Origin of the sequence: Weizmannia sp. FSL W8-1119, from assembly GCF_038008605.1 — a bacterium.
In the GTDB taxonomy this organism is placed as follows: Bacteria; Bacillota; Bacilli; order Bacillales; family Bacillaceae_C; genus Weizmannia; species Weizmannia coagulans.
Genome location: NZ_JBBOZL010000001.1, coordinates 2,433,711 through 2,456,143, shown reverse-complemented (window position 1 = coordinate 2,456,143; position 22,433 = coordinate 2,433,711). Strand labels below are relative to the sequence as shown.

The 22,433-nt window shown below is 48.5% G+C and carries 15 protein-coding genes, 1 pseudogene, 1 riboswitch and 1 other annotated feature (1 of these 18 only partly in view); of the genes and pseudogenes, 10 read left to right on the top strand and 6 right to left on the bottom strand.

What is annotated here, in order from left to right:
* The first annotated feature begins 43 nt into the window (after positions 1-43).
* The 3 genes from NSQ19_RS12140 (at position 44) to NSQ19_RS12130 (ending at position 6,741) form a co-directional block, all read left to right on the top strand.
* Entirely contained in the window at positions 44-1,207 is a 1,164-nt protein-coding gene (locus NSQ19_RS12140) for a TIGR02678 family protein (RefSeq protein WP_207368604.1), read from the top strand.
* Positions 1,204-5,316 carry a TIGR02680 family protein gene (locus tag NSQ19_RS12135; RefSeq protein ID WP_340702908.1) on the top strand — a complete coding sequence of 1,371 codons (4,113 nt, stop codon included), beginning with the start codon at positions 1,204-1,206 and terminating at the stop codon, positions 5,314-5,316. The genes NSQ19_RS12140 and NSQ19_RS12135 overlap by 4 nt, the downstream gene beginning before the upstream one ends.
* A 129-nt stretch (positions 5,317-5,445) precedes the next feature.
* Entirely contained in the window at positions 5,446-6,741 is a 1,296-nt protein-coding gene (locus NSQ19_RS12130) for a TIGR02679 family protein (protein WP_340702907.1), read from the top strand.
* A gap of 345 nt (positions 6,742-7,086) precedes the next feature.
* Here the strand turns inward: NSQ19_RS12130 and NSQ19_RS12125 are convergent, their stop codons facing one another.
* The 3 genes and pseudogenes from NSQ19_RS12125 to NSQ19_RS12115 all read right to left on the bottom strand — a co-directional run bounded on the left by NSQ19_RS12125 (position 7,087) and on the right by NSQ19_RS12115 (position 9,459).
* Complete coding sequence (locus tag NSQ19_RS12125) at positions 7,087-7,428, bottom strand: YhgE/Pip family protein (protein ID WP_259299114.1); 342 nt, start codon at positions 7,426-7,428, stop codon at positions 7,087-7,089.
* A gap of 8 nt (positions 7,429-7,436) precedes the next feature.
* Positions 7,437-7,586 (bottom strand): annotated as a pseudogene (locus tag NSQ19_RS12120) (TetR/AcrR family transcriptional regulator); the annotation flags it as partial.
* Positions 7,587-7,890: 304 nt separating this feature from the next.
* Positions 7,891-9,459 carry a multicopper oxidase family protein gene (locus NSQ19_RS12115; RefSeq protein ID WP_029141672.1) on the bottom strand — a complete coding sequence of 523 codons (1,569 nt, stop codon included), beginning with the start codon at positions 9,457-9,459 and terminating at the stop codon, positions 7,891-7,893.
* 240 nt (positions 9,460-9,699) lie between these two features.
* Here NSQ19_RS12115 and NSQ19_RS12110 point away from each other — a divergent pair, with 240 nt between their 5' ends.
* From NSQ19_RS12110 to NSQ19_RS12095, 4 genes are all read left to right on the top strand, one after another.
* The gene (locus tag NSQ19_RS12110; RefSeq protein WP_340702906.1) at positions 9,700-10,698 is read left to right on the top strand and encodes an asparaginase; all 999 of its coding nucleotides are present in this window, start codon (positions 9,700-9,702) and stop codon (positions 10,696-10,698) included.
* 312 nt (positions 10,699-11,010) lie between these two features.
* The gene (locus NSQ19_RS12105; RefSeq protein WP_340702905.1) at positions 11,011-12,711 is read left to right on the top strand and encodes a sensor histidine kinase; all 1,701 of its coding nucleotides are present in this window, start codon (positions 11,011-11,013) and stop codon (positions 12,709-12,711) included.
* Positions 12,671-13,420 carry a LytR/AlgR family response regulator transcription factor gene (locus NSQ19_RS12100; RefSeq protein WP_017550128.1) on the top strand — a complete coding sequence of 250 codons (750 nt, stop codon included), beginning with the start codon at positions 12,671-12,673 and terminating at the stop codon, positions 13,418-13,420. The genes NSQ19_RS12105 and NSQ19_RS12100 overlap by 41 nt, the downstream gene beginning before the upstream one ends.
* Before the next feature lie 457 nt (positions 13,421-13,877).
* The gene (locus NSQ19_RS12095) at positions 13,878-15,113 is read left to right on the top strand and encodes an L-lactate MFS transporter (protein ID WP_328192247.1); all 1,236 of its coding nucleotides are present in this window, start codon (positions 13,878-13,880) and stop codon (positions 15,111-15,113) included.
* Positions 15,114-15,216: 103 nt separating this feature from the next.
* On the opposite strand, the gene NSQ19_RS12090 is transcribed toward NSQ19_RS12095, so the two are convergent.
* Entirely contained in the window at positions 15,217-16,320 is a 1,104-nt protein-coding gene (locus NSQ19_RS12090; protein WP_061575744.1) for a 5-methyltetrahydropteroyltriglutamate--homocysteine S-methyltransferase, read from the bottom strand.
* A gap of 137 nt (positions 16,321-16,457) precedes the next feature.
* A riboswitch (SAM riboswitch) is annotated at positions 16,458-16,559 on the bottom strand.
* A gap of 151 nt (positions 16,560-16,710) precedes the next feature.
* On the opposite strand from NSQ19_RS12090, the gene NSQ19_RS12085 reads away from it, so the two are divergent.
* Complete coding sequence (locus NSQ19_RS12085) at positions 16,711-17,346, top strand: Bax inhibitor-1/YccA family protein (RefSeq protein ID WP_211062281.1); 636 nt, start codon at positions 16,711-16,713, stop codon at positions 17,344-17,346.
* On the opposite strand, the gene NSQ19_RS12080 is transcribed toward NSQ19_RS12085, so the two are convergent.
* Complete coding sequence (locus tag NSQ19_RS12080) at positions 17,269-17,760, bottom strand: hypothetical protein (RefSeq protein WP_340703187.1); 492 nt, start codon at positions 17,758-17,760, stop codon at positions 17,269-17,271. The two genes, NSQ19_RS12085 and NSQ19_RS12080, sit on opposite strands and share 78 nt — an antisense overlap.
* Positions 17,761-18,025: 265 nt before the next feature.
* Between NSQ19_RS12080 and NSQ19_RS12075 the strand changes: the two genes are divergently transcribed.
* Entirely contained in the window at positions 18,026-19,285 is a 1,260-nt protein-coding gene (locus NSQ19_RS12075) for a hypothetical protein (RefSeq protein ID WP_340702904.1), read from the top strand.
* 433 nt (positions 19,286-19,718) lie between these two features.
* Complete coding sequence (locus NSQ19_RS12070) at positions 19,719-20,576, top strand: STAS domain-containing protein (RefSeq protein ID WP_340702903.1); 858 nt, start codon at positions 19,719-19,721, stop codon at positions 20,574-20,576.
* 220 nt (positions 20,577-20,796) lie between these two features.
* Here NSQ19_RS12070 and brnQ read toward each other — a convergent pair whose 3' ends face one another.
* Positions 20,797-22,143 (bottom strand): branched-chain amino acid transport system II carrier protein, encoded by a 1,347-nt coding sequence (gene brnQ, locus NSQ19_RS12065; protein WP_328004864.1) that lies wholly within the window; start codon positions 22,141-22,143, stop codon positions 20,797-20,799.
* A gap of 57 nt (positions 22,144-22,200) precedes the next feature.
* Positions 22,201-22,433, bottom strand: a binding site (T-box leader); it runs 9 nt beyond the window's last position.

Sequence of the window (22,433 nt, the reverse complement as noted above, 5' to 3'; positions counted from 1 at the left end):
TGGCACCGGATGCCATATTTGAACTGTCAGGAGGAGAACGCTGATGGATCCGTTACAAGTTTTTGATGAAAAAGCGGTGCAGGGGATGGACCTGTTATTCCATCATTACTGGATTTTGCGGTCTGAGCACCCGGACTGGTACCAGCTCATCCGCGAGCGCGAAAAAGTGCTGCGCCGTTACATCAGCGAGAAATTCGGGCTCAGGCTGATCATCCACCAGCATTTTATCAAACTTGAAAAAATCCCGGTGGAACCGGAAAGCTGGATGGGCATCCCGCATTTTCAGGAGCCGATGGATTATGCGATTTTTTGCTGCGCGCTTTCTTTTCTGGAAGGAAAAGCGGTGGATGAACAGTTCCTCTTGTCGGAGATGTGCCAGGAGATCCAAAACGATTATCCTGTGGAAGATGGGTTGGACTGGACGCTTTATCTTCACCGGAAGTCGCTCATCCGGGCGGTCCAGGCATTGATGGAATTCCATCTGATCCGGACAATAGACGGCGATATTTCCAGGTTTGACACTTACGAAGACCAGGAAGTCCTATATGAAGCGACCGTTTACAGCCGCTATTTTCTAAGAAGCTTTCCGGATGATTTTACAAGTTATGCGGACTGGACCGGGCTCCTTGAAGAAGACTGGAAACAGAATCAGGAAGATGAACGGCGCAAGCGGGTGTACCGGAAATTGTTTTTCTCCCCTGGCCTGCACCGGAAAGATACGCAGGACCCCGATTTTCTTTATATCCGCAATTTCCGCAACCGGCTTTTTGAGGACATTGAAGAACACAGCCGTTATAAACTCCATGTTTTTAAAAACACAGCCTTTTTATCTGCCGCAGAACCGCGGAGTTACCACCATGTTTACCCGAATGCAAAAGGTTCTACGGATCTGATGCTGCAGTTGTCAAAGACGCTGCATGACCACCCGGAAAAATACGTTCCGAATGAAGCGGGGGAAATTTTGCTTACGGAAGGCGAATTTGAAGCGGTCATTGACGAGATGCGCTCCCGCCTCGAACGCGGATGGCCGAAACATTTCCGGGACGCCGGCACAAAGGCGGTATGTGCGGAATTGGTCGAAACGATGAAAGAATGGATGATGGCGGAAACGGATGAAGCGGCGGGGCTGATCCGGATAAAACCGCTGTTGGGCGTGCTTGCAGGCGAGTATCCAGCTGATTTTGAGAAAGGGGTTGAGCAACCGTGACAGAAGGAAAATGGGTGATGAACCGCGCCGGCCTGTTAAATTTTTGGTATTATGACGATGAAATTTTTGAATTTGCGGACGGAAAGCTGTTGTTGCGCGGCACAAACGGTTCGGGGAAATCGGTGACGATGCAAAGCATTTTACCGGTTTTGCTGGACGGAAAAAAGACGCCTGACCGGCTTGATCCGTTCGGGTCAAAAGCAAGGAAGATGGAAGATTACCTGCTTGGGGAAAAGGAAGTGTCCGGCCATGACGAGCGGACCGGCTACTTGTTTCTGGAATACCAAAAGCAGGGGACAAAACAGTATATCACAACGGGCATCGGCATGCAGGCAAAGCGGCATAAAACGTTAAAATCATGGTATTTCGTCCTGACCGACAACCGCAGGATCGGCTACGATTTTGAACTGGCGCACACCCGCCAGTCAGAGCGGATCCCGTTGTCTGCAAAAGAGCTTGAAAACCGGATCGGGTCCGGGGGGTATCTCGTCCACTCGCAGAAAGAATATATGGAACTGGTGAACAAATATATTTTCGGTTTTCAGTCGATGGAAGCCTTTGAAGATTTAATCAAGCTTTTGATTCAGCTGAGAAGCCCGAAACTGTCAAAAGATTTCAAGCCGACGGTCATTTATGAAATCCTCGAGTCCGCGCTGCCGCCTTTGACGGATGACGAGCTCCGCCATTTGTCCGACACGATTGAAAGCATGGACGAAACGGAGCAGCAGCTTGAGCAGCTTGAACGGGAGCACGAATCGGCAAAGAAACTGGTGCGCCAATACGATCTTTACAATCAATATATTTTAGCGGAACGCGCCCAAAAATGGCGGGAGGCCGAAAGCAGGCTGCAGGACGCCAAGCAGGACGCCAGCACGTTAGAAACCCGCTCTGAATCACTGCGCGGCATGATTGAAAACCTGGAAGAAGAGAAAAAGCATTACGAACAAAAACGCGACGTTTTAAAAGCAGAACAGGAACGGCTGCAGCACCATGAAGTTTGGCGCCTTGAGAAAGAAAAAGGGGAGAAACAGGCCAGGGCTGAAAAGTTAAAAAGTGAAGCAGCGGATCTGGAGAAAAAGTGGGAAGCAAAGAAAAGCCAGCTTTTGGACATCCGCCTGGAGCAGGACCGGTTGGAAACAGAAAACAGCAAGGATGAATCCAGTATGCAGGAGATACTGGATGAACTGGCACTGGATGCCGGGGATGCAGCTTTTACCGGGCACGGGATAAACGCCGGGGATTTTTCGCGGCATGAGGGGGAAGCTTTTGATTTTTCGGTTTGGAAGCGGGAAACGAAACAGCACAGCGGACTTTTGCAAAAGCTGCGGCAACTGGCCGGAGAAGTGGAGCGGCTTCACGAAGCGCATCTGAAACTGCAGCGCCAGTCATCTGCCAAAAAGCAGGAAATTGACGAACTCCGGAAACAACTCGACCATTTGGAAAACTGGTTTACCGAACAAAAGCAGGAGCTGGAAGATGCCGTGTTTTTGTGGATTGAACAGCATCCGGACCTCTCTTTTACAGACGAGCGGCTCCGGCGTATTGCCGGCGCGCTGGACGGGCTGTACGAAGAAAACCGTTATGAAGCGGTCAGGGAAGAAATTGTGGACGCGGCAAATGATTATATTTTGCAAGTGCGGACGGAAATTTCACGCGCGGAGCAGGAACAAAAGGCGAAAGAACAGGAATTGGCCGAAGCCGAAGAAACGCTTGTGTATTGGCAAAACTTGAAACTTGCCAACCCGGAACGCCCCGCAGATACGGAGGCTTTCCGTGCGCGTCTCCATGAATCAGGGAAACGCTATCTCCCGTTTTATGCCGCGGTGGAATTCCAGGATCATGTGGCCGATGCCCAAAAAGCCAGAATTGAAGCGGCACTCCGGCAGACGGGGATTTTGGACAGCCTGATTACGGAAGAACCGGTTACGCCTGTCCACGACCGGGTCATCCGCCCGAACCCGCACATTCTCGGATACACGCTTGCCGATTACTTAAAGCCGGATCCGGATGACGATAGCCCGGTTTCAGCCGCGCGCATTGACGAAGTGCTGCGCAGCATTCCGCTTGAACCATCGGAGAGCGGTTTTCACATTGACGCGGATGGCTCTTTTTCAATCGGCTGCCTCGTTGGGCATGCCCCGGATGAAGGGCCTTCCAAATTTATCGGCAGAACGTCCCGGAAACGGTACCAGCAGGAAAAAATCAAAGAAACAGAGCAAAAGATTGCTGAAATCCGCCTTGCTCTTTTGCAAATGGAAAACAGCCTTTTAGACTGGGCCGGCAAAGTACAGGAAGCAGAAGATTGGAAAGCGGGCATTCCGGATGACAAAGATTTGCGCGACATTGAAGAACAGATGGAAAAAACGGCGCGCAGCCTGAAGCAGGAACAGGAATTTCTGAGCGACATCGACCGCGAATGGAAACAAGTATACCAGGATTTGCAAAACATCCGGCTGCAATTGCATGAGCAAGGGGCCGGCCTGAATCTTGCACTTCAAAGCGGCCCGCTCGATGAAGCGCTGGCTGCTGCGAAAAGTTATGAAGAACATCTTCACAATCTGGAGCTCACTTTTCAACGGTTGTTTTCCAGGCGCAAAATGCTCGCGCGCCTTGCTGCGGACATCCTTGAGAAAGAGCAGGAACTCGATGAAATCCGCGGTGAAGAGAACATCCGCCGGTCAGAATGGGAGAAAACAGCGGCAGATATCGAAGCGATTGAGCAGCAGCTGAAATTGCGGGGGATTGAGGAGGTCCGCGCCCGGATTCAGGCAGTCCAGCATGAATATGCAAGTACGGACGAAAAAATCAGGGATATTTACGAAACGAAGCCGAAAAAAGAAGCAGAACTTGAAAAGTGCATAGCCGATTTGTCTCTTGCGAAAACGCGCGCCACATTTTGGGCAAATATGGCCGCGGAATGGGAGAAACTCGTAAAAGAAGAGCTTTCACTCGGCTTCGTGGAAAGCGGAGATACGGAACCGGAAAGCATTTTGGCGGCGTTTTCCGGCGTGCTGGAAAAATATGACCGCGCAAAATTAAATGAAAACCTGACAAAAATTTTTTTCAACGAACAATCGAATTTAACAGAGTACCGCATGTCCGAGTTTACAAAAGAAGCGGATCCGCCAGAATGGTTCACTGAAAAACTCGATGACTATTACGAAACGTTCAAAAAGGAATGGGAAGGTTTGCGGGGCCGCCGCCTCATCCAGATGGAATACCGCGGCCGCAGGGTGAGCCCGTATACGGTACTCGAGTCTCTTGAAAAAGAACTTTTAAACTTGCAAAGTTATTTGGATGAGCAGGACAGAAGGCTGTACGAGGATATTATCGTCAATACGGTTGGTGTCATCTTGCGGAACCGGATCCAGCGGGCAGCCAAGTGGGTGAAAGAAATGGACGCGATTATGAGAAACCGGGATAATTCGTCCGGACTTACTTTTTCGATTGCCTGGAAAGAAAAAACGGCGGAGTCCGAAGACGAGCTCGATACGAAAGATCTTGTCGCGTTGCTGCAGCGCAACAGCAAGTTTTTAAACGAGGACGATTTAAACCGGATTACAAAACACTTCCGCTCGCGGATTGCGGCTGCCAAAGAACTGATTGAAATCCGCAATGAAGGGTCGACGCTCCATCAAGTTTTAAAAGAAGTGCTCGATTACCGGAAATGGTTCCAATTCGTGCTGTCATACAGACGTGCCGGCGAGCCGAAACGCGAGCTGAGCAATACTGCATTTTTCAAATTCAGTGGCGGGGAAAAGGCAATGGCCATGTATATTCCGCTTTTTACCGCAGCATATTCGCGTTATTTGGAGGCAGGAAGTATGGCGCCGTATATCATTTCGCTGGACGAAGCGTTTGCCGGGGTGGATGAAAACAATATCCGCGACATGTTCGAAGTCGTCGAGCAGCTCGGATTCAATTATATTATGAATTCGCAGGCGCTCTGGGGCGACTATGACACCATTTCCAGCCTTGCCATTTGCGAGCTTGTCCGCCCGAAAAACGCCAATTATGTCACAGTAATCCGTTACCGGTGGGACGGGCATAAACGGTCGATAGTGGAAAAACCGGAAGAAGCATTGGCGGGAGCTCCGGACCGGCTTTGAAAAGCATAGACTTGTCAGTGTGCGGCCGGGATGGAAAACCATTCCGGCTTCTTTTGACCGGTGTAAAAGAGGTTCCGGAAGCGGGAAACAAGATGTCGGGAGAGAGCTTGTGAAAAGGAGTTGGGAAGGATGAATGATGCGATCGATCTGTTAAGGAAGGAACCGGGGATGATGAAACTGTTCCGCCTTTTTAAAGAAAAATACCGTTCGCTCGGCCATATCGGGGGAACCGTCAGTCTTGCCGGTTTTACGCGCACTGAACTGGAGGCGATTGCAGGTCTTACCGGCACGTCCCCTGATTTGCTCAGAGAGAAAAACAAAATTTCGCTGCGAGCATTTGAAAAGGCGCTGGCGCCGACTGTTTTCGGCAAGTACACCCTGGTTGAGCTGCTTGAAGCGGTTTTGAGGGAAAAAATTTTTTCCAAAGCGGAAGAAGGGGAAATAGAGAAAAAGAAAGAGGAACAGTTTTTGGCGCGGCTTTCGGAGACGATGCCGGGCGGAAACTGGTGGTGGCGCCGGATTGCCGGTAAAACGGCTGACACGCGTTTTATCTGGCATGCGTACAAGCAGGATCCGGATACGTTGTCCGCACAGCTCACAACCGTCTTGAAAGCTTCCACAATGCTGCCGGAAGAAGGGAAATATGAACGAATTCCGTTTTTTTCCCAGCGTGTGACAGGGAACCCGCATTTTTTTGACCAGAACCGTTTCGAAGGCAGGCTCTTTGTCCATTGTTTGTTCACCAGCCAATTGTTGAAAGGGCTGATCGAAGAGATGCCGAAAACGACGGAAGAATTGAACGAACTGTACGCAAATGCCGGGCTGATGCGGGATGACTTATGGAGTTTTGTGACGTGCCGCGCATTTTTGGCGGAAACGGAAAACGGCCTGCACCCGGTCTGGCGGGAAGCAGCTGCTCTAGGGACGGTCATGAATGTCCCGGTGAAAGAATTATTGCAGCTTACGAACATTTGGCCGCGGGTGGGAAAAAAAGTCTGGATCATTGAGAATTCCGGCGTGGCTTCGGCCGTGCTTGATGAAGTGCCCGATGCGCCTGTGATTTGCACGCACGGCCAGTTCCGCACTGCTGCCTGGATCATGCTGCAGCGTCTTGCGGAAAACGGGTGTACTTTTTATTATTCGGGCGATCTCGATCCGGAAGGCGTTGTCATGGCGGAGCGCCTCAGCAACCGTTTTCCCGGGCAAACGGTATTTTGGCGGATGGACCCGGATGCATACTTGCGGGTTCTGTCGGAAGAGGATATATCCGCCCGGCTTTCCAAGCTGGATGCGGTTCAATCTCCTAAACTGCTTTTAGTGGCAAATGAAATGCGGTTGAAGAAAAAAGCGGGGTACCAGGAAGGCCTTGCCGATTTGCTTGTAGAAGATTTGAAAAAAAGATGGGCGGGCGGAAAAGAGATATGACATGGGCCGGAAATTCGGATGCTTCGCATAGAACGCCCCTGTGTTAAAATATCCGGGAAAAAAGGCATTGATTCCTTCACGCAGAGAGTCCATACGTGAATAAACCCGGCAAAAGCCCCAGCCTTTCTTCACATCGAGCGTTCTACGTGAAGGAATACTAAAAACAGCAAGCTTATCCAAAAAACTGGCAGCACGCCCCGAAAACCAGCGGTATCTAAAAGAATCAACAGATTGCTTCCGGAATCGGAGCGGGCTGGAAAAAAGGCTGCCCGGCCATCTCGCCGGGCAGCCTGTTAAATTTGTTATGAGCCGGCCGGAAAAATCCCAGGGCCCGGCATCAAATCTTTAAACTTCTTCCGGTACTGTATGTTCATGCAACTGTCCGTACTGGCGGCGGTAACGGATGACAAAGTACAACAGGGTGAGGACTTCGGCACCTACGATATAAATCAGCAGGATGCCGGCGTTTTGCCACATCACACCCATCTCTCCGCTGGAAACAACCGCTTTAAATCCGCGCACGCTGTAGGTCATCGGCAACAGCGGGTTAAACCATTGGATGAATTTCGGAATGACTTCCAATGGAAAAGTCCCGGCGCTGCTCGTCAGCTGCAGGATTAAAATAACAATGGCAAGGAATCTGCCGGGATTTTGCAAAAACGTAACCAAAAATTGAATCAGCGCCATAATTGAAGCAGTTCTTCTTTGTTTTTAAAAAAAGTATAAATTGTACCTTTGCCGACGCCTGCACTTCTTGCTACATGGTCCATTGTAGTCGCTTTGTAGCCGAATTCAGAAAAAGATTTCGCAGCTGCTTCCACAATCAGCTTTTTCCTGTCTGCCATTGCAACCCCCTCCCTTTTTTGACCAAATGAATGATTTGGTCAAGTAGTATATATACAGCAAAAAAATAACGGAATGAATCCGCTTTCCATTTTTAGTATAACAGACGATGGCCAAAATTGCATGTGACATTTTTTTTAATTGCCGGTTTTTCCGGTTTTTTGGCTCCCGGATAAATGGCATTCTATTACGATTTATCCGGGAAACCGGGGTTTCGGGCTTGATTTATTCAAAAAGCGATTCGTAAATCCCCGTCCGTTCAAGGCCTTGCAAACCGGTTGGGTTTCATTCGTTTGTTAGCAGCCTTTAATCCGAAAGGGGGCTGTCTGACTCTGGGAGATCCGGATCGATGACTTGGAACGGGCGCATCATATCGTAGTCTTCGTGTTCGAGAATATGGCAGTGCCATACGTAGTCGCCGGCATACGGGGAAAACCGCATCATGACGCGGGTGATTTGCCCGCCCGGTGCGGCAACGGTATCTTTAAAGCCGCGTTCATTCGGTTCCGGCGGGGTCGCAGGGCCGGTATATACAATTTGGCCCGTTTCGTTATACAAGTCCAAGTCAAATGGGCGGCGGTCCAAAATTTGAAACTGGACAAGATGGATATGGATCGGATGGGTAAAAGCCGTTGTATTGGCAAGCGACCAGATTTCAGTTGTGCCGAGCCTTGGCATTTCCGTCACCGGATCCATCCATCTTTTTTTGTCCAGAAGCAATAGCGGGCGCCCGTATGAATCGGTTGCACCGGTCAGTTTTAAATGGCGGATGGCGCTCACGTTTTGGCTGGAAGGAACCGGGATGGAAGACAAGGACGGCGGAATGCGGCTTGTGTCTTCTCCGGAAACCGGCAGCACGACCCGAAACTGCATGACATCGCCGGTTTGGTCGGCCGGATCGGCATTAGGCCCGAGGTCATTTTTTAGTAAAATCGTCTGCCCGGCATATTCGGAAAAATCAAGGATCAAATCCGCCCGTTCTGCCGGTTCCAGTGCCAGATTTCCGACTTGCACCGGCCGCCTTAGCAGCCCGCCGTCCGTGCCGATCTGGTAAAAAGCCTGGCCGGAATCAAGGTACAACTGATAGGCCCGCGTGTTGGACGCATTGACAATCCGGAACCGGTATTTTCGCGGCTCCACTTCCAAATAGGGCCATACCTTTCCATTTACAAGAATCGTATCGCCGAGGAAAAACGGCACGACGGATGGATCCGGTGTTCCGGGCCCCGGATTTTGCGGCTGGCGCGGATAAAAAAGGGAACCGTCATTGTTAAAAGTCCGGTCCGTGAGAAGCAGCGGAATTTCGTATTTGCCGGATGGCAGATGGAAAGCCTTTTCTTTTTGATCGCGAATGATATACATGCCGGCCAGGCCTGCATACACATTGAGGCGCGTAATGCCGATCGCATGGTCATGGTACCACAAAGTGGCGGGGCGCTGTTTGTTTGAATACTCATAAACTTCATTTTTGAATGCCGGCCCGGTTTCGTTAAAATCGCGCGTAAACCAGGCTTCCGGATAGCCGTCGCTGTCCGGTTTGGTTTCCCCGCCATGGAGATGCACGACGGTCCGCACTTCCGGAAAGTCCGTTCCCATCCCGTCTAAGATGGTGGGGTCAATCGGGAGAAAATGTCTTTGCGGCAAATGATTCGTCCATTTCACCCGTATCTTTTTCCCGTGCGGCACGTCAAAAAGCGGCCCGGGAAAGCGGCGGTTGTACCCCCATAACCTTGTCGGCCTTAAATCCCGGTGCAGCTTTTGCCAAAATTCTTCCATTGTGACGTCATAATATGCGATCCCGCCCTCTTCCCGCACTGGCCGGATTTTTTCCGCGAGCGGCAGGCGGTCAACAAACTTTTCTAAATTCGGGCTCAAACTCCCCACTCCCTCATCAATTGATGCCGTACATTTCTAACAGAATATGAACCATCAAGGCTTTTGGAAAGGGCGAATGGTACCGGAGGCAGAGATAACGTTTTTGGCCCGCCCGTATCAAAAACATAGGCATGTTTGAAAAAGCTTTTAGAGGCGAGACAAAAAATTGAACGGGAACCGCAAAAATCATATAATAAGCTATATTGGTTTCCGAGACAGTTAGAAATGAAGGTGGCACAAATGAAAAAAATTTTGCTCTTGGCAACAGGCGGGACCATTGCTTCCGTTGAGGGGGATGAAGGGCTGAAACCCGGGCTTTCGGGAGAAGACTTGCTGAAATATTTTCAGCATGCTGCTTTGTCTGCCGATGTCACCGCAAAGATATTAATGAACCGCGACAGCACAAACATGCAGCCGGAACATTGGGTGCAGATTGCAAAAGCAGTTGCGGAACATTATGAACAGTATGACGGTTTTTTGATTACACACGGAACGGATACATTGGGATATACGTCGGCAGCCTTGTCGTATATGCTGCAGGGCCTGAATAAGCCGGTTGTGCTGACGGGTTCGCAGGTGCCGATCAGTTTTAAAAAGACCGATGCCAAGAAAAATCTTTTCAACGCCCTCCGCTTTGCCTGCGAGGAGATTGGCGGCGTTTTTGTCGTGTTTGACGGGCGCGTGATCATGGGCACAAGGGCGGTGAAAATGCGGACGAAAAGCTACGATGCGTTTGAAAGCATCAATCATCCGTATGTGGCTTATGTAGCAGGGGACGAGGTGCACTATCATTGGAGGCCACAACCGCCGGAGCAGCCGTTTCATATTGAGACAAGCCTGTCACCGGATGTCTTTCTTTTAAAATTGCATCCGGGCACAAAGCCGGAGATTTTTGATTTTTTAAAGGAACATTACCGCGGGGTGATCATTGAAAGTTTCGGGAACGGCGGGGTGCCGTTTGAAGGGCGCAATTTGCTGCCAAAAATCAAGGAATTGACCGATGCCGGGATTGTTGTTACGATTTCGACGCAATGCTTGGAAGAAGGGCATGATTTGTATTTGTATGAAGTCGGAAGAAAAGTCGCGCAATATCCGGTGATTGTTTCCGGGGATATGAATACGGAAGCGATCGTGCCGAAACTAATGTGGGCGCTGGGCAAAACGGATGATCCCGCTGAAGTGAAAAAGATCATTGAAACGCCGCTTGCTTATGATTTGTCACAGGATTGGGGGGCTTAAACGGTAAAGCGCGCCGGAAAACGGCTGAAAGATTGCGGGAGGGGATGCCTGCAATTTTTTTGCCGTTCGATGCGTTTGAGCATCCTGCTGCACAGCCCGCATTTGCAGCGTTTTCCCGGCATTTTTTCAGCCGGTGTCTTCTATATAGAACGGGGTTTCTGCGTTTACAAAAAACCGCCGCCATAAATTCCATTAAATTTCATACCAACTGCGCGGGGAATCGAGTAAACTGGAGTTAGGAAACATGAAAAAACAGGCGCCAGGCCCAGCCTTAAAGGGGCGGTTTCCGGCATCCGCGAGGGAGGTAGCACGGTGGAAACGTCATTTGAAATGCTGCTGGGAATATTTGAGAGGGCTTCCCTTTTATTAACCTGCTTATTTTTTATCACGAGAATTCCGCGTTTTAAAGAAATCTTTCAACAGGAGCAGCCGTCTGTTTTTGAATTGAGTTTTATCACTGCAGTCTTTTGCAGTTTTGCCATCTTTGCGACTTACTCGGGCATTAAGGTGGACGGGTCCCTTGTCAATGTGCGGATTATTGCCATCGTATCCGGCGGCATCCTGTTCGGCCCGTGGGTTGGCATTATCACAGGCATCGTCTCCGGGTTGCACCGTTATTTAATAGATATTGGCGGGGTTACCTCCGTGCCGTGCTTGATTACGAGTATTACAGCCGGCGTCATTTCCGGCCTGATCAGCAGGAAAGTGAAAAATTCCTGGCGCTGGTTCGTCGGGATCGCAGCCGGGATGTTTTGTGAAATATTAACGATGCTTTTGATTCTTGTTTTTGCCCACCCGTTCAGCACCGGGGTGGATATTGTGTCCAAAATTGCCTTCCCGATGATCGCGGGCGACGTCAATATTGGATTGATTGTCCTGCTGATTAAGAGCGTGGAGGGCGAGAAGGAATTTGTGGCGGCAAAACAGGCAAAACTGGCGCTTGATATTGCCAATAAAACCATGCCGTATTTCCGCGCCATCAATGCAGAATCGTTGGAAAAAATCTGCGCCATCATTAAAAATGAGATCCGCGCCGATGCAGTTGCCATCACCGATAAGAAAAAAATCCTGGCTTATGTCGGCTTCGGACAGGAAAGGTACCAGATCGGCCATGAAATTATTAGTGATCTGACAAAAACTGCGATCAAAAGCGGGGAAATTACGATCCGCAACCATATCCAGGACCAGCAGACCCCGCAGATCCAGTGCCTGCTGATTATTCCGTTAAAGGAGCGGGATGAAGTCACCGGCACATTGAAAATTTATTATAAAAAAGCGAACAAAATCACCTACTCCCTGCAGACAATGGCAATCGGCCTTGCCCAGATGATTTCAACGCTCATGGAAATTTCGCGCATCGAAGAAATCAAAGAAGAAGCCAATAAAGCGGAGTGGAAGGCGCTCCAGACAAAAATCAACCCGCATTTTTTGTTTAACGCGTTAAATGCGATTGCCTCCACGACCCGCAGAAATCCCGATAAAGCACGAAAATTAATCATGAACTTATCCGGTTTTATGCGCTATAATCTTGAATTGGCTGATGATTTTATTGATATCAATAAAGAACTGCAGCAGGTGCGCGACTATATTGAGATTGAAAAAGCGAGATTCGGCAGCCGCCTGCAGGTTGAATATGAGATTGACGCCGTATCCGTGCTGATCCCGAGCCTGATTATCCAGCCGCTTGTGGAAAATGCAATCAACCATGGGATTTTAAAAGTAAAAGGGCCGGGGATCGTAAAAATCTCCGTCAAGGAGGTGGGAAATAAAGTCCGCATCAGTGTGGCGGATACAGGGGCAGGCATTCCGGAAGAAGTGATTGAGCATGTTTACCAGGATAATATGTCGGTCACACAGATTGGCCTTTATAATGTCCATCGCCGTGTCAAACTGATTTACGGAGACGGCCTGGCCATCAGAAGGCTGAATCCCGGAACAGAAGTTTATTTTGAGGTTCCGAAGGTGGGAGAATATGAAAGCCATTATAGTGGAAGACGAAATACCGGCACGTGAAGAACTGGCGTATTTGATTGAAACGTACAGCGGGATTGAGATTACCGATTGTTTTGAAGACGGGCTGGATGTGCTGAAATTTTTACAGGAACATGAAACAGATGCGATTTTTCTTGATATTAATATTCCTTCCCTGGACGGCATGCTGCTGGCAGGAAGCATCAGCAAATTTGCGCATAAACCGTATATTATTTTTACAACGGCTTATAAGGAACACGCCGTACAGGCTTTTGAACTGGAAGCATTTGATTATATTTTAAAACCATATGAAGAAAAAAGAATTGCCGCCATGTTGAAAAGGCTTGAGGCTGCGTATAAAAGAGAGCATCCATTGCCGGGAGAAGAAGGGGCTGTGCCGCGAAATGGCGGGCTTCACCGGAAAGAGCGGGTGAATTTGCGCAAGGGAGAGAAAATTATTGTGGCGGATGCAAACGATATTTTTTACTGCGCCGCTCAGGAAAAAATCACGCTTGTTTATACACAACAGGAAACGTTTGAAATGCCCATGGCGATATCCGAGTTCCAGTCCCTTTTGCCTGAGGATCTTTTCTTTCGCTGCCACCGGTCTTATCTTGTAAATTTAACGAAGATCCGGGAAATTGTGCCGTGGTTCAATCAGACGTATTTGCTCCGTTTAAAAGGGATGGACGCGGAAATACCGGTAAGCAGAAGAAATGTGAAACAGTTTAAAGCGCTGATGCATTTTTAATATAAAGCGCCATAAAGCGCCCAGCCATGCAGGAAAAGCGGCTGGCATGAACAAAAAGTGTATGTCGGCTTTTTTCTTTTTTGCCGGGGCGGGCGTGAAAAATAGCATGGCCTACTTTGCGCACTGCAGCCGTTCGCGTGTGAAAAGTTGCCTGCTTTCCAATTTGCCATCCTCCAAGGTGTTGCGCCGAAAAAGCGGGCACGGCCTGCTTCCGGCAATACCGTTTTTCAGGAAGATTGTGCATAAATTGGAATACCTGATTTTATCCATATGCCATCTTTTATGGACATTGCGCGGGAAAGTTTCAAGAAGCGGTTTGTTCCTGTGCCATCCATTCCTTTCTGTATACCGTTTATTCCTTTTTAAAGCATTCTCGTTCCGAAAATGAGTTCCCTCCTTATTTTCGTACTATAATTTGAACTGTAGAAAAGGACAGAAGAAACGGAGGGAATCGGACATGTTAGAACGAAAAGCAAACCGCAGCCTGATTGTATTAGGGACGATGATTGTACAAATGGGGCTTGGGACTGTTTATACATGGAGTTTATTTAACCAGCCGCTTGTTGATAAATTCGGGTGGCAATTGAGTGCAGTATCGACGACATTTTCTATTTTAAGCCTGGCACTTGCAGTATCGACATTGTTTGCGACAAAATTGCAGGCAAAATGGGGGCTGCGCCGCTTGGTTGCTTTTTCCGGCATTTTGCTTGGCGCAGGATTAATCTTGAGTTCATTTGCACCTTCACTTTGGATGCTCTATCTGTTGGCAGGCCTTATTGTCGGTTATGCAGACGGGACAGCTTATATCACGACTTTATCCAATTTAATGAAATGGTTTCCGGATAAAAAAGGCCTCGTTTCAGGCATCTCCGTCGGGGCATACGGGACCGGCAGCCTGGTATTTAAGTTTGTAAACGGTGCCATCCTCAGTTCGTTTGGTGTCACACAGGCTTTTCTTTGCTGGGGAGTGATTGCAATTGCCATGATCACCGGCGGATCTTTCCTCTTGAAAGAAGCAGAAAATACAACCACATCCGGTACTGTGTCCAAACAGCCGGCCGGAAAAGATTTTACCATCAAAGAAATGCTCAAAACGAAACAAGCTTACCTCTTATTCATCGTGTTCTTCACGGCGTGTATGAGCGGTTTATATCTGATCGGCCTTGTTAAAGACATCGGCACGAGGCTTGTCGGGCTGGATGTTGCGACGGCCAGCAATGCAGTGGCGCTGATTGCCGTCTTTAACACCATCGGGCGGCTCGTTCTCGGCGGTTTATCAGACCATGTGGGAAGAATGAAAGTGGTATCAGGGACGCTGCTCGCGACGGCCGTTGCGGTTTCCATTTTGAGCTATGCCCACTTAAATTTCGCCCTGTTCTTTATCTGTGTTGCTGCGATTGCTTTCGGTTTCGGCGGAAATGTCACCGTATTTCCGGCTATTATTTCAGACTTCTTCGGCCTGAAAAATCAAAGCGCCAATTATTCAGTGATTTACCAAGGCTTCGGCATCGGCGCATTATCCGGATCGGTCATCGCTTCCCTTCTCGGGGGCTTTATGCCGACATTCCATGCGATCACGATTCTCTGCCTGGTCTCTTTTGCGATTACGCTTTTCATTAAATCGCCGGCTGAAGAAGCAGCCCACGCACACGGGGTTCGGGGGAATGTCAACCGTGCCCAGCATTCGCATTAAAGCAAGGGCTGTGTGCTTCGATCATGAACAAGCAGACAGGAAAGGGATTCGTGCCTCCATCATGATAAAAAACCCGCTGGCTGCCCCAGCGGGTTTTCCCGGTTTATCCCCAAATTTCCTTTGCGGTATCCACAATATATTTTACTTTGTCCCACTGCTGCTCTTCTGTTAAAAGATTGCCGTGGTGGGTGGAGGAGAAGCCGCACTGGGTGCTGATGCAAAGCTGTTCGAGCGGTACATGCCTGGATGCTTCCCGAATCCGGTTTTTGATCAGCACTTTATCTTCAAGCTCTCCCTTTTTCGATGTGAAAATGCCAAGCACGACTTTCGGCCCGCCTTCCGGAATGTATTTCAACGGTTCAAACCCGCCGGAACGCTCATCGTCGTATTCAAGGAAAAACCCGTCTACTTTTTCATTTGCAAAGATTTTCGGGGCAATTTTATCATACGGGCCTTCAAAAGCCCATTTCGACTGGTAGTTGCCGCGGCACAGATGGGTTGTGATGGTCAGATCATCCGGCTTGCCTTCCAGTACGCTGTTTGCTACATGTAAAGCGAGATCAATCAATCTTTCCCTTTCGAGCTCACTGTCTGCAAACGGCAGTTTCGGTGCACACAGGCCGGCAAGATAAACATCATCCAGCTGCAAGTAGCGGCAGCCGGCATCATAAAAAGCTTTGATCGCATCCCGGTAAGTTTGGATAATATCATTTGCGTATTCTTCAAGATCCGGGTAAATGTCTTCATTGCGGATTCCGGCATTGAAAAACTGATTCGGGCTTGGAATAGTCATTTTCGCAACCGCCCTGTCCCCGGCGATTTCTTTCAGCGCAATAAAATCTTTTATGTGCGGATGGTCCGGGTTAAAGGAGACTTTTCCGGTTACCCGGACGTCATAAGCTTCCGTTTCGATGCCGACAAACCGGTATCCATGGTTCGGCACGTACCCTTTTACCCCGTTTAAATGTTCCATGAAATCCGTATGCCAGAATCTCCGCCGGAATTCTCCGTCCGTTACCGCTTCGAGGCCGGCTTCAATTTGTTTGCCGACCAGGCGGCGGATTTCTTCATTTTCAATTGCACGCAAGTCTTCGGCCGGGATGGTTCCCGCTGCAAATTTTTCCCGCGCTTCGTGCAACCGGGCCGGGCGCAAAAAGCTTCCGACAATGTCTGCCCTGTACGGCGCTTTTGTTAATGTTTTCGTCATCATGATTCCCTCTTTCTGGATATTTTTTAAAACAGCTGCTGTGCGCAGAAAAAAATTGCTTTTAGCTGCATGGGCCCATTAAAAAACCTCTTCTGCAATAAGAAGAGGTTTGGATTGCAAAACTGAACCGTCCGCTCTTCTTATCTTCAAGCAATGCTTTCTGGAATTGGCACAGTTCTTTAAAAAAGACCGCTGCCGAGGCTTCAAGGGGCCAGTCCCTCCACCTCTCTGGATAAGAATTTTAAATATTATTTAGTTTAAATACACTTTAAATGTTCCACCTATTTTTGTCAAGGGCATTCGCAAAATTTTTTAAAATGGGACGGAAAGATTGAAATCAGGGGCGATGTGAAAATATAATAGTAATAAGAAAAACAAAGGAGGGATTTTATGGAGGCCATACAATCAAGGTCTGTATTCCAGAAAGTGCTTGGCGTCTTTGCCGTTTCACTGCTGTTTGCAACGGCGGGTTTATATACGGGGAGATTCATTCCGCCTGCGCTTATGATGCCGCTGATGGTTGCAGAAATTGCAATGGTCATCGCCGCTTTCTGGTTAAGAAGGAAAAAGAGCGTTGGGTATTTGTTCGTTTATGCTTTCACCTTTATTTCCGGTATTACGACATATCCGATTGTAGCTTATTATGCATCCCAGGCCGGTGCTGAGGTCGTCCTGCTCGCTTTTGGTTCCACGTTCGGCATTTTTGCCGTGATGGGTGTTATTGGGGCCGTTACCAAGAGGGATCTTGGCTTTTTAAGCACCGCATTGCTTGTCGCATTGTTGGCGCTGATCTTCATCGGAATATTCAGCATTTTCAGCCCGTTAACCTCAACCGGGATGCTCGCGTACTCCTTCATTGGCGCGATTGTTTTTTCCCTGTATGTTGTTTTTGACTTTAACCAAATGAAGCACCATGGCATTTCCGAGGAAATGGTCCCGCTTTTGGCTTTAAGCCTGTACCTTGATTTTATCAACCTGTTTATTTACATTTTGCAAATTCTCGGCATTTTGGGAAGCGACGATTGAGAAAAAAGAAAACGCCCGCCATTCACCGGCAGGCGTTTTCTTTTTCACATGTTGGATGTCAAACAAAACAATACGGTCTTTTTGCTCCCATTCGGGGATGCGCGCTTCCCATGCTGCCCGGACCATTTGTGCCAAATGCTGCTGCGCATCCGGCCCCATCAGCGATAAAAACAGCGCTTTCCGGTGGAGATGCTCTTTTCCATCGAGCGTCTGGATCGCATTTTCGCCAAATAACGTTTTTTGAATACGTTTCGGCACAGCCCCGTTTCGTTTGAATTTTTCCGGGTCATAAAACATTTTGACTGCTTCCTCGCCGCTGATGCACACCGCTTTTTGCCCGAGCAGACGGGTTTCAAACAAAATTGCATGATAATCGTCCGTCCGGTTTTTAACGTAGAGATGCCCTTCTTTCATCAAATCAATGGTATCATCAATCGTTTATTCATTAGGAATTTGCCCAGCCATTGCTCTGCTCCTTTTTTCATGTGCCCGTTTTTCCCGGCTTTCTGGAAAAAACAGGGCGCATCCTTTTTTATCTTTTTACACTTTTTCATCTTCATTCAAACATTGCACGCAACATAATCGAAGTGTACCCGCAATCCGGGGAATTTATGCCATGTTTCGGTCCGCATGCAAACAGGGTATAAGGAAATAGAAATGCAAAAGGAGAGGGAAACAAATGGCAAAGGAAATCAATGTGGGCATCGGATTTGCAACAGGAAGAAAAAGTTTTAAAAATGTTTTAAAAACGTATATGTATAACTTGAAGGAATCCGAACTGACGGAGAGCGACAGGATCAAGCTGCATTTGTTTGTTGCCTATGATTTGCACTACGAAAATGCAGAGCCTGAAGACTTTGTACATATTGAAACGGAATGCATGGAAGATATTGACCGGGCTTATTTCATCGGGGAGAAGGAGACGCGTAAAGCAACCGAAGAACTCGTATCCCAAATGGGCATGAGCAGAAAAGAAGCAGTCCTTTTGTTCGGCGAAGGATACGCGTCCAAACGCAATATCATCGTTTATGAGGCGTTGAAAAGAGGCATCGATTATCTCATTTTTCTTGATGATGACGAGTATCCGGTTGCCGTGACAAAAAGCAGGAAAACGGCTGTCTGGGGGGGCCAGCAAGTGCTCCGGAAGCATTTGGAACATATCCGGAATGCCGATATTACGAACGGATACCATTGCGGCTACATTTCCCCGATTCCGTTCATTTCTTTCAATGACGCACTGCAAGAAAAAGATTTCCGCACGCTCATTGAGGCCTTGAGCAACGATATTGTCAATTGGGATACGATCAAAACCGTGATGAAAAACGGCGGGGTGACATATGCCGATACAGGTGTGCTTGTAAAGGATGAGGCGGAAGAAGTGCCGGAGATTAACCGGGCAAAATTTATTTCAGGATCGAATTTGACGCTGAATTTAACAGACCCGGACCGTGTGCTGCCGTTTTACAATCCGCCGAATGCACGGGGCGAGGATACTTTCTTAGGCACATGCCTGACAGACCGGACCGTGCTGCGCGTGCCAGCCTATACTTTCCATGACGGATTCGGCGCTTACCAGCATTTGCTGCTCGGGGTGCTGCCGACCAATTTAAGCTATATTAAAGCGGATACGAAACAGGTCGTGGAACGTTTTTACAAAGCATGTGTCGGCTGGATCCGGTACAAGCCGCTTTATGTGTATATCACCGACAGGGAAAACTATGAAGAAAAAATGGCGGAAGTGCGTGCCCGGCTGAAAGAGACGCTTCCGAAAGTTTGCCGCTACTTCGGACGGGATGACTTTATGAATGTACTGAAGGAATTCGAGCAGTACCACCGCAACGTCAGACAGCATTACCGCGATTTTCAGGATACAAAAGCAGCCTGGAGGAAAATGACCGCGCAATTGGTTTCAAGAGAAAAAAGGGAAACAGCCATTTAAGCCGCTTTGGATGGAGCGGCTTTTTGCCGGTTGGAAAGGAAAAACCTGGCCGGATGGGGAAAGCCATAGGGGAGACCCCTTTCGCGAATAGCCGCCCATCCCGCAACGCGGGTGCAAATTGTCCACGGCTGCTTTTTGCACGGCCGGAGACCCGGGTGAAAATAATGGCCCCTTATGCATGATATTGCCGCTCTGTTGCCTACTGCAAAAAGTCATCCTCATGCAAATTGGCGCCTGGTCCTGGGGAGGAATTTAAGTTCATTTATATAGCATCATGTTAATGTATTTGGTGTATGGGGTATAAGAATGGTATTCTTTTAGAGGCGGGGCCATCTTTCCCTGTCCTGGCTGATCTTCGGACAGGCCGCAAAAAACGCGGGCGGCCGCCGCTTCAACAGCCATCCTTTTATCATAATAGATGAGGTGTGGAATAATGAGATCGATTGTAAATGAACAAGAAGAAATTATCACATACCTTAAGAAAAATAGAAACAGCTTCGAACAGAAGTTATTAAATGAGGCCGTAAATGTAAAAGATAAAATTGATGAAATTTTAAGAATAGGGAACATTGATTTGTTGAATAATGCCTTTAAAATTGTGACGTATGTCGTCGAACAGCAGGATGAGGAATTGGTCACTTTTGCCCGCCAGGAAGGGATTGCCTGGGCAACGCATTCTTTGACGCTCGGACTGAAACTGGAGTGGGTGCAGGCGATCCGCCGGACATTATGGGTATTTCTGAGAAAGTACGGGGAAGAAAAAGGGATTGAAGTGGACCAGGACTACTTTTTTAACATGGAGAAAAAAATCAATGACCGTATTGACCAATTTTTAAATCACTTTTTTATCCGGTATTCTACCTATAAAGATGAACTGATCGACCAGCAAAAAAGATTGGTGGAAAACCTGTCCGTCCCGATCATTCCGATTACATCGAGCGTCTGTATTTTGCCGTTAATCGGCTCTATTGATATTTTCCGCACCAATATTTTGGAAGAAAAAGTTTTGCTTGAGGTAGGGCGGCTACATGTCCAAACGTTGATAATGGATTTCTCCGGCATTGCAGAAGTAGAGATGGAGGTAGTCGACCATATTTTTAAGATGATTGACGGCACTTCGATGATGGGATGCAAAGTGGTCATCACCGGCCTGCGCCCGGAAATTGTAAGGCAGATGGTCACAAGGGGCCTTTCCTTTGAAAATAAAGCAGAAACAAAAGGGACATTACAGCAGGCATTGAAAAAATATATTCAATATGATGATTTAAACAAGGAAATTACGCTGTATTAACGGTTATATTATAGAAATCATAAAAAAGGCCCCGCACTTTTCCAGGAGGCGGGGCCTTTTTTTGCGGCTGAAAACGTAAAGCGTTTATGATTCGATTACAGGCTTTGCGCCGGGCGAAAAATTTGCCCGCAATTCCCCATACGTTCCTCCCGGGGGAATTGCGGTCCGATCCGTGGGAAAAGCGAGACCAGGCTGGCCGCCTCGAAGCTTTTCCGGGCCGCTACAAACTTTGTTCCCTTGCCTGGACGGCACGTGTTTCTTTTGTGCGGTGTTCCAGCCGGCTGAATAAAAGCCCGATGGCCGTTCCGCAAAGAGCCGGCATTACCCATTCAAGGCCGGCGGCGGCAAGCGGCAGTTTTTGGGCGAATGCCCCGATAAAGCCAAGCGGGACGCCGAACCCTTTCAGCCCTTCGATTAAAGCAAACACGCCCGTAAACAACAATGCAAAGCCGTATACTTTTTTCGAACCGCGGAATGCCGCGTGGAAAAATGTCAGGACAACGAGCACGATCGTAACCGGATAAGCCATTTCCAAAAACGGGACGGAAAATTTTAAAATGGTATTAAGCCCGAGATTGGAAAGCGTAAAGCCGGTAAGGGCAACGGCAATGATAACGCCATGGTAGCTGAATTTCGGCACCAGATTGGAAAAGTATTGCCCGCACGCTGTTGTTAAACCGGCGACGGTTGTAAAGCAGGCCAGCATAAAAATAAAACCGAGCAGCATTTTTCCGGCCTGCCCGAATAGCAGGGAAGACATTGCCGTCAGGACATCGGTGCCGTTTTGGAACGTGCCGCTTGCAGCCATTTTTGCGCCGATCAACCCGAGTGCGACATAGACGAGCGCCAAAATCGCGCCGGCAATCAACCCGGCTTTTAATGTATAGGCCGTCATTTGTTTCCGGTTTGCGACGCCGCGGTGTTTGACCGCTGTTAAAATGACGATGCCAAACGCCAGGGAAGCGAGCGCATCCATCGTGGAGTATCCGTCAATAAAGCCTTTATAGAAAGAACCGGTCTGGTATCCGGCTGCCGGTGCCGTAAACGGGCGGCCAGAAAGTTTAAAGAAGCCGGCTGTGCAAAGGACAGCCATTGCCAGCAATAATACCGGTGTAATCCAGCGCCCGAGCGTATTTGACATTTTGTCAGGATTCAGGCTGGTCAAATAGACGAGCAGGAAAAAGACGGCGCTGAACAACAGCAAAGAGACTGGCGAACTGTGGGCGGACCCGGAAAGAAACGGTTTAACCCCCATTTCATAAGCGACGTTTGCATTTCTTGGGATCGCCAAAAACGGCCCGATACATAAATAGACAATCACGGTAAATACTGTACTGAAAACCGGATGGACCCGGTTTCCGATCGCCTGGATGCCGCCATCTACAAAAGAGACTGCCGCGATAACGAGAACCGGCAGCCCGACCCCCGTTACGATAAAGCCTGCCATTGCCGGCCAGTAAGACGATCCCGACTGGATGCCGAGAAAAGGAGGGAAAATTAAATTTCCGGCTCCGAAGAACATGGAAAACAACATAAAGCCGATAAACAATACTTCGTTTCTTTTCATAACTATGTCCGCTTCCTTTCGATGCAATATAGAGAAAAACAAAAAACCCGCCCCTGAAACAGGGACGAGTTTGCTCGCGTTACCACCCTTATTCCGCACAAAAGCGTGCGGCACCTCATACAACGTACCAACATACGTGTTCCTTTCTTAACGGGGGAATCGCCGTCAAAGCCTACTGTAAACTTCAGCTTTGCATCTCGGGGGTGATCTTCGGAATGGCCTTGAACATTGGCTTTCAGCAATATGCCAACTCTCTGGGGAACAAGATCCAAACTTACTCTTCCCGTCCT

Coding starts and splice junctions, on each gene's coding strand:
- NSQ19_RS12075 (WP_340702904.1), top strand. CDS start 18,026: ATGGCAAAGGAAATCAATGTGGGCATCGGATTTGCAACAGGAAGAAAA.
- brnQ (WP_328004864.1), bottom strand. CDS start 22,143: ATGAAAAGAAACGAAGTATTGTTTATCGGCTTTATGTTGTTTTCCATG.
- NSQ19_RS12130 (WP_340702907.1), top strand. CDS start 5,446: ATGAATGATGCGATCGATCTGTTAAGGAAGGAACCGGGGATGATGAAA.
- NSQ19_RS12090 (WP_061575744.1), bottom strand. CDS start 16,320: ATGACGAAAACATTAACAAAAGCGCCGTACAGGGCAGACATTGTCGGA.
- NSQ19_RS12125 (WP_259299114.1), bottom strand. CDS start 7,428: ATGGCGCTGATTCAATTTTTGGTTACGTTTTTGCAAAATCCCGGCAGA.
- NSQ19_RS12110 (WP_340702906.1), top strand. CDS start 9,700: ATGAAAAAAATTTTGCTCTTGGCAACAGGCGGGACCATTGCTTCCGTT.
- NSQ19_RS12070 (WP_340702903.1), top strand. CDS start 19,719: ATGAGATCGATTGTAAATGAACAAGAAGAAATTATCACATACCTTAAG.
- NSQ19_RS12095 (WP_328192247.1), top strand. CDS start 13,878: ATGTTAGAACGAAAAGCAAACCGCAGCCTGATTGTATTAGGGACGATG.
- NSQ19_RS12080 (WP_340703187.1), bottom strand. CDS start 17,760: ATGAAAGAAGGGCATCTCTACGTTAAAAACCGGACGGACGATTATCAT.
- NSQ19_RS12100 (WP_017550128.1), top strand. CDS start 12,671: ATGAAAGCCATTATAGTGGAAGACGAAATACCGGCACGTGAAGAACTG.
- NSQ19_RS12140 (WP_207368604.1), top strand. CDS start 44: ATGGATCCGTTACAAGTTTTTGATGAAAAAGCGGTGCAGGGGATGGAC.
- NSQ19_RS12085 (WP_211062281.1), top strand. CDS start 16,711: ATGGAGGCCATACAATCAAGGTCTGTATTCCAGAAAGTGCTTGGCGTC.